The sequence below is a fragment of the Roseateles sp. genome (assembly GCF_036404855.1).
Taxonomy (GTDB): Bacteria; Pseudomonadota; Gammaproteobacteria; order Burkholderiales; family Burkholderiaceae_C; genus Pelomonas.
On the sequence record NZ_DASWYS010000367.1, the window covers coordinates 14684 to 28480 of the forward strand.

17 protein-coding genes are annotated in these 13797 nt (G+C 67.9%); 1 reads left to right on the forward strand and 16 read right to left on the reverse strand.

What is annotated here, in order from left to right; genetic code table 11:
• Positions 1-49 precede the first annotated feature (49 nt).
• The 16 genes from atpE to VGF12_RS24705 all read right to left on the reverse strand — a co-directional run bounded on the left by atpE (position 50) and on the right by VGF12_RS24705 (position 13510).
• Positions 50-316: a F0F1 ATP synthase subunit C gene (gene atpE, locus VGF12_RS24630; protein ID WP_409983278.1), complete on the reverse strand. Its 267-nt coding sequence runs from the start codon at positions 314-316 to the stop codon at positions 50-52.
• A gap of 69 nt (positions 317-385) precedes the next feature.
• The gene (gene atpB, locus VGF12_RS24635; RefSeq protein WP_331178689.1) at positions 386-1246 is read right to left on the reverse strand and encodes a F0F1 ATP synthase subunit A; all 861 of its coding nucleotides are present in this window, start codon (positions 1244-1246) and stop codon (positions 386-388) included.
• 16 nt (positions 1247-1262) lie between these two features.
• The gene (locus VGF12_RS24640) at positions 1263-1760 is read right to left on the reverse strand and encodes an ATP synthase subunit I (RefSeq protein WP_331178690.1); all 498 of its coding nucleotides are present in this window, start codon (positions 1758-1760) and stop codon (positions 1263-1265) included.
• Between the two features lie 160 nt (positions 1761-1920).
• Positions 1921-2811 carry an SMP-30/gluconolactonase/LRE family protein gene (locus VGF12_RS24645; RefSeq protein ID WP_331178691.1) on the reverse strand — a complete coding sequence of 297 codons (891 nt, stop codon included), beginning with the start codon at positions 2809-2811 and terminating at the stop codon, positions 1921-1923.
• A gap of 17 nt (positions 2812-2828) precedes the next feature.
• On the reverse strand, positions 2829-3344 hold the full coding sequence (locus VGF12_RS24650) for a GNAT family N-acetyltransferase (protein WP_331178692.1): 516 nt from the start codon (positions 3342-3344) through the stop codon (positions 2829-2831).
• A gap of 25 nt (positions 3345-3369) precedes the next feature.
• Positions 3370-4074 (reverse strand): alanyl-tRNA editing protein, encoded by a 705-nt coding sequence (locus tag VGF12_RS24655; RefSeq protein ID WP_331178693.1) that lies wholly within the window; start codon positions 4072-4074, stop codon positions 3370-3372.
• A complete protein-coding gene (locus tag VGF12_RS24660; RefSeq protein ID WP_331178694.1) occupies positions 4071-4910 on the reverse strand; it encodes a PhzF family phenazine biosynthesis protein in 840 nt (279 codons plus the stop codon). Before VGF12_RS24660 ends, VGF12_RS24655 begins: the two co-directional genes overlap by 4 nt.
• Positions 4903-5358 (reverse strand): GNAT family N-acetyltransferase, encoded by a 456-nt coding sequence (locus VGF12_RS24665; RefSeq protein ID WP_331178695.1) that lies wholly within the window; start codon positions 5356-5358, stop codon positions 4903-4905. The genes VGF12_RS24660 and VGF12_RS24665 overlap by 8 nt, the downstream gene beginning before the upstream one ends.
• A gap of 3 nt (positions 5359-5361) precedes the next feature.
• The gene (locus tag VGF12_RS24670; RefSeq protein WP_331178696.1) at positions 5362-6084 is read right to left on the reverse strand and encodes an ABC transporter ATP-binding protein; all 723 of its coding nucleotides are present in this window, start codon (positions 6082-6084) and stop codon (positions 5362-5364) included.
• The gene (locus tag VGF12_RS24675; protein ID WP_331178697.1) at positions 6084-7991 is read right to left on the reverse strand and encodes a branched-chain amino acid ABC transporter ATP-binding protein/permease; all 1908 of its coding nucleotides are present in this window, start codon (positions 7989-7991) and stop codon (positions 6084-6086) included. Before VGF12_RS24675 ends, VGF12_RS24670 begins: the two co-directional genes overlap by 1 nt.
• A 3-nt stretch (positions 7992-7994) precedes the next feature.
• Positions 7995-8870, reverse strand: a complete 876-nt coding sequence (locus VGF12_RS24680) for a branched-chain amino acid ABC transporter permease (protein WP_331178698.1) — start codon at positions 8868-8870, stop codon at positions 7995-7997.
• A gap of 122 nt (positions 8871-8992) precedes the next feature.
• Positions 8993-10222, reverse strand: a complete 1230-nt coding sequence (locus VGF12_RS24685; protein ID WP_331178699.1) for an ABC transporter substrate-binding protein — start codon at positions 10220-10222, stop codon at positions 8993-8995.
• Positions 10223-10370: 148 nt separating this feature from the next.
• A complete protein-coding gene (locus tag VGF12_RS24690; protein ID WP_331178700.1) occupies positions 10371-11579 on the reverse strand; it encodes a PLP-dependent aminotransferase family protein in 1209 nt (402 codons plus the stop codon).
• Between the two features lie 28 nt (positions 11580-11607).
• Positions 11608-12303, reverse strand: a complete 696-nt coding sequence (locus VGF12_RS24695) for an aspartate/glutamate racemase family protein (protein WP_331178701.1) — start codon at positions 12301-12303, stop codon at positions 11608-11610.
• On the reverse strand, positions 12300-12581 hold the full coding sequence (locus VGF12_RS24700) for a DUF2917 domain-containing protein (protein ID WP_331178702.1): 282 nt from the start codon (positions 12579-12581) through the stop codon (positions 12300-12302). The genes VGF12_RS24695 and VGF12_RS24700 overlap by 4 nt, the downstream gene beginning before the upstream one ends.
• Before the next feature lie 11 nt (positions 12582-12592).
• Positions 12593-13510: a DMT family transporter gene (locus VGF12_RS24705; protein ID WP_331178703.1), complete on the reverse strand. Its 918-nt coding sequence runs from the start codon at positions 13508-13510 to the stop codon at positions 12593-12595.
• 73 nt (positions 13511-13583) lie between these two features.
• Here VGF12_RS24705 and VGF12_RS24710 point away from each other — a divergent pair.
• Positions 13584-13797 (forward strand): winged helix-turn-helix domain-containing protein (locus VGF12_RS24710; protein ID WP_331178704.1); only part of this gene is annotated, 214 nt, incomplete at its 3' end.

The window sequence follows — 13797 nt, forward strand, 5'->3', positions numbered from 1 at the left end:
GTGCTTGAAGCCGCCCCCAGGAGTCCGAGGGCGGGGCGGCAACGTCGAATTACTTGGCGACGACTTGGGCGATCTGGCCCAGGAACGGGTTGGCCGTGGCGAACCACAGGGCGATACCGGTACCGATAATGAAGGCGGCGTCGATCAGGCCGGCCAGCAGGAACATCTTGGTTTGCAGTTCGTTCATCAGCTCGGGCTGACGGGCGGCGGACTCGAGGTACTTGCTGCCCATGATGCCGATACCGATACAAGCACCGAAAGCGCCCAGACCAATGATCAGACCAGCGGCGAGAGCAACAAAGCTAATGACTTCCACGATGACTCCTTAGGGGACTAGAGAAAAGGGTTGAGGGAGAAAAACTGCTTGGGGAAACTTGGGCGCCGATCAGTGCGCGTCGTGCGCCTGACCGATGTAGACCAGCGTCAGCATCATGAAGACGAAGGCCTGCAGCGTGATGATGATCAGGTGGAATGCGGCCCAGACGAAGCCGGCAACGACGTGCCCCAGGGCCAGCAGGCCGTAGCCCACCGGGCCCATGCTGGCGTAGGCGCCACCCATCAGCGCGATCAGCAGGAAGATCAGCTCGCCGGCGTACATGTTGCCGAACAGCCGCATGCCGTGCGAGATGGTCTTGGCCGCGAACTCGATCAGCTGCATCGCGAAGTTGATCGGGTACAGGTAGACCTTGTCGCCGAAGGGTGCGGCCACCAGCTCGTGCGCCCAGCCGCCGGCACCCTTCATCTTCACGTTGTAGATCAGGCAGGTGACCAGCACGCCCAGCGACAGGCCCATGGTCATGGACAGGTCGGCCGTCGGCACGACACGCAGGTAGGCGTGGTGGTCACCGGTGATGTTCTGCCAGACCCAGGGCAGCAGGTCCACCGGCAGCAGGTCCATCGCGTTCATCAGGAAGATCCAGACGAAGACGGTCAGGGCCAGCGGTGCGACCAGCTTGCGGCTGTTGGCGTTGTGGACGATGCCCTTGGCCTGGTCGGCGACGACCTCGACGAGGATCTCGACAGCGGCTTGAAAACGGCCCGGCACGCCCGACGTAGCGGACTTCGCGGCACGCCACAGGAAGAAGCAGCCCAGCACACCGAGCAGGATGCTGAAAAACAGGGAGTCGAGGTTGACGACGGAGAAGTCGACGATGCCCTTCTGAGTGCCGCTCTGCGCGTGGTGCAGGTGGTGAATGATGTATTCACCAGCGGTCGGGGCTGCTGTTGCGTGGCCTTCTGCTGCCATGTTTCGTTCTGCCTCGTCAGTTCAGTCTGCGGCCGCGCCACGCGAGCGCCAGCCAGTTCACTTTGATGCACACCGCGAGGGTGACCAGCAGGGCCGGCCAACTCAGGCCCGGCACCACCTTTGGCGCCAGCACCAGCATCGCGATCGATGCACCGATTTTCAAAAATTCCCAACCCATGAACCCGGCAGCCGCACCGACCGCAGAATCCACGCGCTTCGTCATGCCCCGCGCCAGCAGCATGTTCGGCACCACCACCGCCGCGACGCCGTACAGCGCCGAGACCATGGCCACGCCGGACCCCGTCCACAGCCGGATCACGGCCACGCACAGCAGCCCCACCACCAGCTGCAGACCCAGCACACGCCAGGGCGACAGCATCGGCAACGCGGACTTCAATGCCGCCGCTTCTTCCGGATTCAACGCCTTGACCGGCGGCTCCTCGCTGTCGTCGTCCCAGCCGCCGGCCGCAGAAGCGACAGGGGGCCAGGTCTTTCGGGAGCCGTTCTCATTCATGGCACGAAATCCTGGGGTGGGCGGCTCGACCCCCACTTCAAAAGAAGACTGCCAGGGATCGATTGCACCTGGATGACGCACGGGCGCCACCCAACAAAGCCCCTCATTATATGTGACGAGTTACACCGGGGTAAACCAGCCCCGGCGGTTCACCCGGGATTCAGGCCTGTGTCAGCGTTGCCGGCAACCCAGGCACGGCAACGCGCAGTTTCAGCACCGCACCGGCGAGCGGCTGGCATTCCAGCTCCTCGGCGGGGCGCTTGTCGCGCGCCGTCGTGATGAAGAGCGTTCGCAGGTCCGCCCCGCCGAAAGTCGGCATGGTCGGACAGGCCACCGGCAGCTCGACGCGCTCCAGGACTTCGCCGCTCGGCGCGATGCGCAGCAGGCAACCCCCTTCGAACATCGCAGCCCAGTAGCAGCCCTCGGCGTCCATCGCCGCGCCGTCGGGCCGGCCACCGTAGGCCACGCCGGGCGTGCGCGGCTGGAACTCGGCGAAGACACGCGGCGCCAGCAACGCGCCGGTCACTGTGTCGAAGTCGGCGACGTAGATGCGATGGGCCTTGGTGTCCGACCAATGCACGCGGCGCCCGTCGGGGCTCCATGCCAGGCCGTTGGAGGTCGTCAGCCCCGGCACCTGGGACGCAAAGGCCCGGCCGTCAAAACGGTAGAGCGCGGCCTCCGGCTCACGGGCGTCCGAGATGCTGCCCACCCAGAGCCGGCCTGCCGGGTCAACCTTGCCGTCGTTGAAGCGCAGCCGCGCCGGGTCATAGGGCGGGGGCGCAATGCAGCGCTGCGCGCCCGTCGTCGTGTCCAGCGCCCACAGGCCGTCGCGCCGCGCCACCAGCAGGCCACCGCTCGCACGCGCTGCGATGCAGCCGGGTTCGGCATCCTGTTCCCAGACCTCGGGCTCACCTGCCCCCTCGCGCCAGCGCAGCACTTGACGGCCGGGAATGTCGACCGCGTAAAGCGCCTGCTCCGCGGGATGCCAGAGGGGCGATTCGCCGAGCAGGCAGCGATGGGGGCCGAGGGCCAGGATGTCTTGGAGTGCCATGCCGGCACTCTAGGCCGTTATCCGAAGTAACTGGGGCGGAAGCCGCCCAGCTCGGCCTTCAGGTAGTGCGCGCCGGGGATGGGGTTGAAGTAAAACGGCGGAACTTCAACGAAGCCCAGGCTTTCGTAGAGGCCGCGCGCGGCCTCCATGTCGTCCAGGGTGTCCAGCAGCATCGACGAGTAGCCGGCCTCGGTGGCACGATCCATCAGCGCCTGGGCCAGCACGCGACCGAGGCCGAAGCGGCGGAAGGCCGGGCGCACGAACAGGCGCTTCATCTCGCAGGCGTTGGGATAGTCCGCGTCGGGCAGGGGCCGGAAGGCCCCGCTGCCGGCAACTGCGCCGTCGACGGTGGCCAGCAGCAGCAGGCCGCCGGGCGGCGCATAGACACCGGGCAGGCTGGCAAGCTCCTCGTCGAACCCCTGGAAGTCGAGGTCCACGTCGAGGCTGTCGGCGTAGTCACGCAGGATGAGTCGGGTCTCCTGCCAGTCCACAGGGGACTCGGGCGTGATGAGCTGTATGTCGGGACCGGCCATAGGCGGCGCAGTTTATCCAGCCGCCTCAGCCCGCGAATCCCAGGACGACGCGGCGGGTCTTGGCGCTCTTCTTCTCGATCTTGGTCACGACAACCGCACCGATCTCGGAGGTATTGCCGACATGCGTGCCGCCACAGGGCTGGAGGTCCACGCCCTCGACCTCCAGCACCCGAACGCGGCCCAGACCTCGGGGTGGCTGCACGCTCATGGAGCGGACCAGGCCCGGATTCGCGTCCAGCTCCTCCTCGCTGATCCAGCGATGCCCCACCGGATGAGCCTCGGCCACCAGCCGGTCCAGGCCCGCCTGGATGGCATCCTTGTCGAAGGGCTCGTCAGTGTGGAAATCCAGCCGTGCATAGGTCTGCGTGATGGAGCAGCCGTCGACTGGATAGGGCAGCAACGCGCACAGCAGATGGGTTGCCGTGTGGAAGCGCCGGTGCGCCTGGCGGCGCGCCGCATCGACCTCGACCCGCACTGCCGCTCCCACGGCGGGCAGCTCTCCCTCGATCAGATGCACGATGCCGCCAGGGCGCTCCTTGCTCTTGCGCGTGTCGGCGATGCGCCAGCGCTGCCCGCCCGCGGCTATCCAGCCGGTGTCGCCGGCCTGGCCGCCGCCCAGCGGATAGCAGACAGTACGGTCGAGGATGACGCCGCCCTCCCCTTGCGCGACCACCACGGCCTCGCAATGCAGCAGCGTCGCGTCGTCGCGGAACAGCTCCTCGGTCATCACAGCCTCACCTGCCCGTGGATCAGCGGCGCCACGTCGCCACCGATCCATGTCGCCTCGCCATCACGGTGCACATGCACGCGGCCGGCACGGCCGAGGGCAGCGCCCTGAGCGGCGACGTAGCGGTCGCCGGCCAGACCCGCGGCCTGCAGCCACAGCGCCAGGCCGGCGTTGAGGCTGCCCGTGACGGGGTCTTCCGGCACACCGAGGTCGGGCACGAAGGCGCGCACCTCGAACTGGCATTCGCTGCCGGCCGGGTGGGTGCCCACGACACCGAGCTTGAGCCCCTTCATCGCGACAAAGTCCGGCTGCAACGCCAGCACACTCGCCGCATCCGCGAGCCGCACGGCCATCCAGCCCGGACCGTTGTCGACCCAGACGGCGTCCAGCAGGGCCTGCGCCGGCAGGCGCAACGCGGCCGCGGCCTGGGCGCGCACGGCCGCATCGACCGGACCGCTGCGCCTGAGCGGTGGCGCGGCGAAGGCCAGGCGGCTGCCGTCGCGCTTCACGCGCACCAAGCCGATGGCGCACTGCTGCACGACCTCGCCGGGCTTCTTCGCATCGCCGCCGCTGGCCAGGAAGGCATGGGCGCTGCCCAACGTCGGATGTCCCGCGAAGGGCAGCTCGCCACCGGGCGTGAAGATGCGCACGCGGTAGTCGGCCGCCGCGTCGGTGGGCGGCAACAGGAAGGTCGTCTCGGACAGGTTGGTCCAGCGCGCGAAAGCCGCCATCTCGGCCTCGGACAGGCCGGCGCCGTCGACGACGACGGCGAGCGCATTGCCTTTCAGCGGTGTGGCGGTGAAGACGTCGACCTGGACGAAGCGGCGGAGTTCAGGCATCGGTGGCAGGGGGAGGTGCAGTCGGGAGATAGATCCCCGGTCGCACGACCTCCATGCCGCGCTCCGGCATCGCCAGCGGCTTGAAGCCGTGACGGGCATAGAGCGGGTGGGCGTCTCGCGTGAACAGCATGAAGCGGCGCAGGCCTTGCAGGTCCGGGTGGGCGAGCAGCGATTGAACCATCCAATCAGCCAATCCCCTGCCCCTGTGGTCTTCAAGGACGTAGACGTCACAGAGATAGGCAAAGGTGGTGCGGTCCGTGACCACGCGCGCGAAGCCGACCTGTCCCTGCCCCTGCGCATGCAGCGCGATACACAGCGAGTGCCGGATGGCGCGCTCGACGGTCGCGAGCGGGATGCCCTCACACCAGTAGGCACGCGTCAGGAAAGCGTGAGCCGCGACGACGTCGATGTCCTCGGCCGCAAAGCCGAGGCGGTAGCCCTCGTGCACCGCTCAGTGACCGCCGCCGAGGTAGGCCGCCTGCACGGCAGGGTCGCTGCGCAGCTTCTCTGCCGGGCCGTGCACGGCAATGCGGCCGTTCTCCAGCACATAGCCGTAGTCGGCCACCTTCAGCGCGGCGGCGGCGAACTGCTCGACCAGCAGCATGGTCACGCCGCGGGCCTTGAGGCTCTCGATGATGCGGAAGACCTCGTCGACGAGGATCGGCGCGAGACCCATGGAGGGCTCGTCCAGCAGCACGACTTCGGGATTGAGCATGACGGCGCGCGCCATGGCCAGCATCTGCTGTTCGCCGCCGGACAGGGTGCCCGCCAGCTGCGTGCGGCGCTCCTTCAGGCGCGGGAAGAGCTCCAGCGCGCGCTCCAGGTCGCCAGCGATGTCGCCCTTGGGCCGCTCGCCGGTGTAGCGCGGGAAGGCGCCCAGGCGCAGGTTGTCCGTGACGGTCATGGTCGCGAAGAAACGCCGGCCTTCCGGCGAATGCGCGAGGCCGCGACGGGCGATGTGATAGCTCTCCAGGCCGTCGATACGACGCTCGTTGAGCGTGATCTCGCCACCGGTGGGCTTGATCATGCCGCTGACGGCGCGCATGGTGGTCGTCTTGCCGGCGCCATTGGAGCCGATCAGCGTGACGACCTGACCCTTGGGCACCTCCAGCGAGATGCCGTGCAGGACCTGGACCTTGCCATAGCCGGCACTGAGGTTCTTGATCACCAACATCACGAACCTCCCAGATAGGCCTCGATGACCTTCTCGTTGGCCTGCACCTCGGCGGGCAGGCCCTCGGCGATCTTCTGGCCGAAGTCCAGCACCGAGACGCGGTCGCACAGGTTCATGACGACGTCCATGTGATGTTCGATGAGGATGACAGTGACGCCGGCCGCACGGATCTTGCGGATGATCTCCAGCAACTCCTTGATGTCGGGCGCAGTCAGGCCGGCGGCGGGCTCGTCGAGCAGCAGCAACTGCGGGTCCAGCGCCAGCGCACGGGCGATCTCCAGCAGGCGCTGCTTGCCGTAGGGCAGGTTGCGCGCCTCTTCGCTGGCGAGCTCATCGAGGCCGACGAACTCCAGCAGTGCATGGGCGCGGGCACGCTGCTCGCGGTCCTCGCGCAGATAGCGCGGCAGGTGCAGCGCGATGTCGAGGAGGTTGCTCCTGAAGCTGTGATGCAGCCCCACGAGCACGTTCTGCAGCGCCGTCATCTCGCCGAACAGCTGCACGTTCTGGAAGGTACGCGCGATGCCAGACAGCGCAATGTCCGACGAGGTGCGGCCGTTGACCTCCCGGCCGGCGAACACCACCGTGCCGGCGGTCGGCTGGTAGATGCCGGTGAGCACGTTCATCATCGTGCTCTTGCCAGAACCATTGGGGCCGATGAGACCGTGGATGCTGCCGCGCTTGACGACGAGGTCCACGTTGTTCAGCGCCTTCAGGCCGCCGAACTGCATCAGCACGCCATCGGCCTTCAGCAGCTCGGGCGCGCCCTCGACGCTGGCACGCGTCAGCGCGGCAGCGTGGGCCGCCGTGGTGTCGCGCTCATGCCTGGCCTTGAGGTTCAGCGCATTGCGCACGAAGCCGACGATGCCGTCCTGCAGGTAGTAGACGACGAACAGCGTGATGAGGCCGAAGATGGACAGGCGCCAGTCGGTCATGGTCTCCAGCCTGAAGGAGACCACCGCCAGCGCGATGGTGCCCACCACGGGGATGGCCGCCAGCTGACCCGTCATCTTGCCGCGCTTCATCGCCACGCCGACCGAGATCGCTACGATGACCGCCAACGCAACGGCGCCGATGCGGAACATCTCCAGGTCGTCCAGCAGCTTGGGCAACATAACGATGATGGTGGCGCCCAGCAGCGCGCCGGTGCGTGTCTTGCGCCCTCCCATGATGATGGCCAGCAGGAACATCACCGTCAGTTCGAAGTTGTAGGTGTTGGGGCTGATGTATTGCTCGGAATAGGCGTAGAGCGAACCCGCCAGGCCGGCCAGCGCCGCCGAGATGACGAAGGCGTAGACCTTGTAGCGGTAGACCGACACGCCCATGCAGTCCGAAGCCACCGGGCTGCCGCGCAGCGCCTCGAATGCACGCCCCAGCTGCGAGTGCAGCACCCGGTGCACGAAGATCAGTGAGGCGATCAGGCAGGCCATGACCAGCCAGTAGTACTCCGTCTCGTCCAGCGGATGGCCGAAGAGCGTCGGCTTGGTCAGCGTGATGCCCATGGGACCTTCGGTCAGGAAGGTCATTTCGTTGATGAGGATCTGGATGATGGTGCCGAAGGCCAGCGTCACCATCGCGAGGTAGGGGCCGGTCACGCGCAGCGCCGGCAGCGCCAGCACGGCACCGAAGGCGGCAGACACCGCGATGGCCGCCGGCAGCGTCAGGTAGACCGGCGCGTCCAGCTTGAGGATGAGCACGCCGGCCGTGTAAGCGCCGATGCCGAACAGGCCCGCATGGCCCAGCGAGACCTGGCCGGTGTAGCCGACAACGATGTCCAGGCCGAACAGCACGATCGCGTAGATCATGATGGTCTCGACCAGGTGGATGTAGTAGGGGTTGCCGGAGGCGACGGGGAAGACGGCCAGCGCCGCGATGGCGAGCGCGCCGAGGATCAGTTTCTTGAGGTTCAAGGCTCAGACCTTCTTGATGGCGGTCTTGCCGAACAAGCCCGCGGGCTTGACGGCCAGCACGATCAGCAGCAGCACCAGCCCGGGCACGTCCTTGTAGCCCGTCGACAGGTAGAAGCCCGTCGTCGTCTCGGCCACGCCGAGGATGATGCCGCCCACGATGATGCCCATGCCGCTGGTCAGGCCGCCGATGATGGCGACGGCGAAGGCCTTGAGCCCGAGCACGGCCCCCATGGTCGCGCCGGTCAGCGTCAGTGGTGCGATCAGCACGCCGGCGAACGAGGCCGTCAAAGACGACAGCGCGTACGAGAACGTGATGACGAGGCCGGTGTTGATGCCCATCAGCTTGGCCGCATCGCGATCGTTGAAGGTGGCAACGACGGCCTTGCCGTAGATGGTCTTGCGGTTGAAGAACTCGACGGCCAGCATCATGCCTACGGCGCCGACGATGACCAGCAGCTCCATGGGCAGCACGTTGGCGCCCAGCACCTTCAGCGGCGCCTCGGGCAGGGGCGACGGGAAGCGCAGGTCGTCGCGTCCCCACACGTTCTCGGCCACGTTCTTGAAGATGATGCCCAGCGCGATGGTGGACATGATCCAGCCGAACTCGCTCTTCATCTTGATGGCGGGCCGCACGCCGATGCGCTCGACGACGGCACCCTGGAAGGCCCCGAAGAGGCAGACCAGCGGCAGCATCAGCCAGTAGTTGACGCCCCAGCCGACCAGCGTGAGGCCGACGAGGGCGCCGAGCATCAGCGCTTCGCCCTGCCCGAAGTTGAGGGTGTCACTGGTCGCGAAGGTCAGCTGGTAGCCGAACGCGATGACGGCATAGATCATGCCCAGCGCGATGCCGCTGAACACGAGCTGGGTCAGGATCTGCATGTCAGTCCGTCAGAAGTTGGATAAGTACTGCATTCCCCGGCGGCTGCCGTGGGCCTGGCCGAGCCAGGCCACGGGCAGCGCCCCTTGAGGGAGCCGGCGAAGCCGGCCGGGGGCCGGCTCAATCACTGCCGCTTCTTCTGCTCCATCGCGCCCTTGGCGTTCAGGTCCTTCAGTCGCACCTCGGAGGCCTTCTTGAAGTCGTCCGGGTAGGCGTAGATGACGCGCTGGCCCTTGACCTCGCCCATGACCGGGATGTTGGCCGTGATGGCCTCGTGGTCACCCTTGGAGAACGGCTTGTTGTAGGTCGTCACCACACCTTCGACCGGGGTCTTCAGGTCTTCCAGCGCGGCCTTGATCTTGGGGCCGTCGGTGGAGCCGGCCTGCTTGATGGCAGCGGCCAGCAGGTAGATGGAGTCATAGCCCTGAGCCGCGGACACCGGCGAGTCGATGCGCGAGTTCTTGGGGTTGAAGGTCTTCAGGTAGTTGATGATGAAGCTCTGGCGCTTCGGCGTCGTCGGCTCCTGGATGAAGGTCTGCGGCATGCGCGCGCCCTCGCCGCCCGGGCCGGCGTTGTCGATGTAGTTGGCCATGGACAGGGTCCAGGAGCCGATCATCGGCACCTTCCAGCCCAGCTTGGTCATGCCGTTGGCAATCTGGGCCAGCTCAGGGCCGATGCCGTAGGTCAGCACGGCTTCGGCACCGGCTTCCTTGGCCTTCAGCAGCTGGGCCGTCATGTCGACGTCCTTGATGTTGAACTTCTCGACAGCGACCGGCGTGATGCCCTTGAGCTTGAGTGCGGCCTCCAGGTCGGCGCGGCCCAGCTGACCGTAGTTGGTGCTGTCGGCCAGGATCGCGACCTTCTTGAAGCCGCGCTTGGTGATGGCCTCCTCCACGATCATCGGCGCCTGGATGGAGTCGTGCGCAGCATTGCGGAAGATGTAGTTCTCGGGCTTGTCCTCGAACTGCTTGGTGATGACGGAGCCGGTGGCCACGTTGTTCATCACGGGAATCTTGGCGTCCTGGAAGAAACGCTGAGAGGCCAGCGCCACGCCGGTGTTGATATAGCCGACGGTGGCCGCCACCTTTTCCTTGTTGATGAGCTCCTGGGCGATCTGCACGCCACGCTCATTCTTGGCCTCGTCGTCGCGCTCGACGAGCTGGATCTGGCGCCCGAGGACGCCGCCAGACTTGTTGATCTCTTCGGCCGCCAGGCGCACGCCGTCGCGCATGCTGACACCCATCGACGAGGAGCCACCGGTGAAAGGCCCTGCCACCCCGATCTTGATCGGATCGGCCGCCTGAGCGCCCACTGCAAATACCGCTGCAGCCACGGCTGTCCAAACCTGCTTCATCGTTGCCTCGTCTCCGTTCGTTGTGCGATCCACCCGGCGCCTTTGCCGGGACCGATTGCATACGATGCCAGAGCGGCAACGACTTGGGGATATGGAAACCCGGGAGCCCCCATCTCCCCCGCCTTCAGCTATGTGTCAGCCTTGGGGGTTAGGGCGCGGGCTCCGCGACGACCTCCAGCGCCTCGTGCAGCAGGCGGCCGAGCTTCTCGACGCCCTCGCGGATGAGGTCCGGCGTCAGCGTGACGAAGGACAGGCGCAGCGTGCGTGCATCAGGTTGGTGCGCGTAGAAGGCCGCGCCGGGCACGTAGGCGATGCCGGCTTCCACGGCTTGCGGCAACAGCGCCATGGCGTCCAGGCCCGCCGGCAGGCGAATCCAGAAGAACATGCCGCCGCGCGGGGACTGCCAGTCGCAGCCCGGCGGCAGGTGCTCGCGCAAGGCCTCCGCCATGGCGTCGCGGTTGGCCTTGTAGCGGGCGCGGATGGAGGGGATGTGCCGGTCCAGGAAGCCGTCGCGGATGACCTCGTGGACGACGCGCTGGTTGAAGCCCGGCGTGTGCAGGTCGGCGGCCTGCTTGGCCTGCAGCAACTTGGGGTAGAGCTCGGGCGGCGCGATCAGGTAGCCGAGACGGAAGCCCGGCGTCAGCACCTTGGAGAAGGAGCCTAGGTAGAGCGAACCCTCAGGCCACAGGCTGGACAGGGATGCCGGCGGCGGCTCGTCGAACCAGAGGTCGCCATAGGGGTTGTCCTCGACGATGGGCACGCCGGCGCGGCGCGAAGCCTCCACGATCTCGACGCGGCGCTGGGTCCCCATGACGCGGCCGGTCGGGTTCTGGTAGTTGGGCAGCAGGTAGCTGAAGCGCGTGCCGGGTGCGTCGTGCGGCAGGGCTGCGATGGCCTCCGGGCGGGGGCCTTCCTGGTCACTCACCAGGCTGGTGAACAACGGCTCGAAGGGTGTGAAGGCCTGCAGCGCCCCCAGGTAGGTGGGCGTCTCCACGGCCACCGGCGCGCCGGCGTCGCAGAGGATCTTGCCGACAAGGTCCAGCCCCTGCTGGGAGCCGCTGGTGACCAGCACCTGGTCGGGGGTGACCTTCATGCCCAGCGTCGCGACCCGCGCCGCCACCCATTCGCGCAGCGGGCCGAAGCCCTCGCTGGCCGCGTACTGCAGGGCTTCACGCGGCGCCTGGCTCAGCACGCGGTCGCAGGCGGACTTCAGCGCGTCGACGGGGAAGGTGTCCGCGCTCGGCAGGCCGCCGGCCATGGACAGGATGCCGGGCTTCTCGGTGACCTTGAGGATCTCGCGAATGATGGATGGGTTCATCCGCGCGGCGCGGCGGGCTTGGGTCCAGACGGTGCTCATGATGGAGTGACGGTGGATTTCAAAGGAGTCAGCCTAGCATCCAGTCGACGGCGGCGCGGGCCTGCAAGTCGGTGGAGTCGAACAAGGGCAGCGCGGCATCTGCGCCGGCGGGCAGCAGCAGGCCGAGTTCGGTGCAGCCGAGGATGGCGGCCTGGGCGCCCCGCGTGGCCAGCGCCACGATCTGGGCGCGCAGCGCATCGCGCGAGGCCGGCTCGAAGCGGCCACGGCACAGCTCTTCATAGATGAGGCGGTGCACCTCGGCGCGGCCGGCCTCGTCGGGCACGATGAGCTCGATGCCAAAGCGCTCCCACATGCGCTCACGGTAGAAACCCTGCTCCATCGTGAAGCGCGTGGCCAGCAGGGCAGCGCGCTTCACGCCCGCGGCACGCAGGGCCTCGGCCGTCACGTCGACGATGTGCAGCACCGGCAGGCCGGCCAGCTGCTCGACCTCGGCCGCGACGATGTGCATGGTGTTGGTGGCGATCAACAGCGCCTCGGCGCCGGCGCGGCGCAGGCCGGCGCCAGCGTCGCCCAGCACCCGGGCCGCCTCGGCCCATCGACCGGTCGACTGCATGGCGGCGATGGGCGCGAAGTCGACGCTGTGCAGCACCAGCCGGGCGCTGTGCAGGCCGCCCAGCCGCGCGGCGACGCCGCGGTTGATCAAGGCATACAGATGCTGGGTGGACTCCCAGCTCATGCCGCCGAGCACGCCCAGCGTCTTCATGCTGCGGCCAGCCGGCCAAGGCCGGGAGTCCCGGCCGCGCGCCGCGGCGGCGCGGGGTGCAGCAGCTGGAAGGCGGCATCGGGCCAGGCCTCGACGACGGCTTCCTGGCCGGCCGCCAGCGTCAGACCCTCGCCGGCCCGCAGCCAGTGATCTTCGAGGCCACCGGACACGGTCAGCCACAACCGGCCATGGGTGACGACAAGGCGGCGCGGTCCGCGCGCCGCGGCCAGCGTGAGCGCCTGGCCGGGCGAGAGCCGGGTCGTGAATCGGTCGTCCATGAACTTCTCCTTCAGTGGATGGGTTGCCGCTTGCCCCACCACACGACCGCAAGCACGGCGACGGCGAAGACGACGGTCATCGCGTCAAGCTGCTCACCCAGCAGCGGCACCGCGAACAGCATGGACAGAAAGGGCTGCAGCACCTGGACCTGGCTGACGCGCAGCGTGCCGCCCAGGGCCAGGCCGCGATACCAGGCGAAGAAGCCGATCCACATCGAGAACAGCGAGACATAGGCAAAGCCCACCCAGGCCGAAGCCGCGACCGGCGCCGTCGGCCGCGCCAGCACGGCCAACGGCAAGGTGACGGGCAGGCTGATCACCAGCACCCAGCAGATGACCTGCTCGGCCGTCATGCCGCCCGAAAGGCGCGCGCCACTGACATAGCCGGCCGAGGCGCAGACGACGGCGCCCAGCAGCAGGCCGTCCGCCATTTCCAGTCCGCCGGCGCCGCGCCAGGCCGCGAAGCCGACGACGAGTGCCAGGCCGGCCAGCGCGCAGGCCCAGAAGCCAGCACTCGGCCGCTGGCGCAGCACGCCGGCCGCGATGACGGCGGTGGCCAGCGGCAGCACCCCCGACACGACGGAGGCGTGTACCGCGTCCACATGCCGCACCGCAAAGCCCAGCAGCAACGGCCAGCCGAAGACGACGCCGCTGGCCGTGAAGGCGAGCAGTCGCCATTCGTCGCCACGCGGACGACGGGCGCCGGTGGCCAGCAGCCAGGCGATGGACAGCAGCCCTGCGACGGCGGCGCGCCCGAAGGCAACGAAGGCCGGATCCAGCTGGGGCGCCACAGTGCTGCCGCCGGCCAGGCGCGTCATCGGGATGCTGAGGGCGAACATGACGACGCCGGCCAGCCCGAGCAGCATGCCGCGCGCCGCATCGGACGACGTGGTGGCGGGAGCGGTGGAGGACGTGGTTAACCCGGACATGGCATCAGTCTGAGGCATGAAACCGATACAGAACCAGTACAGTCAGCCGACTCGACCACGAATCTGTACTGCCATGCCCACCGGTACACACCCGCCGCTGCAGCGCGGCGCCAGCGAGCCCCTGGCCGGCCAGTTGGCCGAACGCTACGCCCAGCGCATCCGCGAACGCCTGCTGCTGCCCGGCGCCCGCCTGCCCTCGGTGCGCGACTGCGCCCGCCAGCATGGCGTCAGCCCGCACACCGTCGTCGCCGCCTATGACCAGCTGCAGGCCGCCGGCCTGCTGGAGG

What these genes read in the sequence shown, in the direction of transcription:
- VGF12_RS24705 (WP_331178703.1), bottom strand. Translation starts at nt 13,510, where the DNA reads ATGTCCGGGTTAACCACGTCCTCCACCGCTCCCGCCACCACGTCGTCC.
- VGF12_RS24660 (WP_331178694.1), bottom strand. Translation starts at nt 4,910, where the DNA reads ATGCCTGAACTCCGCCGCTTCGTCCAGGTCGACGTCTTCACCGCCACA.
- VGF12_RS24670 (WP_331178696.1), bottom strand. Translation starts at nt 6,084, where the DNA reads ATGTTGGTGATCAAGAACCTCAGTGCCGGCTATGGCAAGGTCCAGGTC.
- atpB (WP_331178689.1), bottom strand. Translation starts at nt 1,246, where the DNA reads ATGGCAGCAGAAGGCCACGCAACAGCAGCCCCGACCGCTGGTGAATAC.
- VGF12_RS24645 (WP_331178691.1), bottom strand. Translation starts at nt 2,811, where the DNA reads ATGGCACTCCAAGACATCCTGGCCCTCGGCCCCCATCGCTGCCTGCTC.
- VGF12_RS24650 (WP_331178692.1), bottom strand. Translation starts at nt 3,344, where the DNA reads ATGGCCGGTCCCGACATACAGCTCATCACGCCCGAGTCCCCTGTGGAC.
- VGF12_RS24685 (WP_331178699.1), bottom strand. Translation starts at nt 10,222, where the DNA reads ATGAAGCAGGTTTGGACAGCCGTGGCTGCAGCGGTATTTGCAGTGGGC.
- VGF12_RS24700 (WP_331178702.1), bottom strand. Translation starts at nt 12,581, where the DNA reads ATGGACGACCGATTCACGACCCGGCTCTCGCCCGGCCAGGCGCTCACG.
- VGF12_RS24680 (WP_331178698.1), bottom strand. Translation starts at nt 8,870, where the DNA reads ATGCAGATCCTGACCCAGCTCGTGTTCAGCGGCATCGCGCTGGGCATG.
- VGF12_RS24690 (WP_331178700.1), bottom strand. Translation starts at nt 11,579, where the DNA reads ATGAGCACCGTCTGGACCCAAGCCCGCCGCGCCGCGCGGATGAACCCA.
- VGF12_RS24640 (WP_331178690.1), bottom strand. Translation starts at nt 1,760, where the DNA reads ATGAATGAGAACGGCTCCCGAAAGACCTGGCCCCCTGTCGCTTCTGCG.
- VGF12_RS24695 (WP_331178701.1), bottom strand. Translation starts at nt 12,303, where the DNA reads ATGAAGACGCTGGGCGTGCTCGGCGGCATGAGCTGGGAGTCCACCCAG.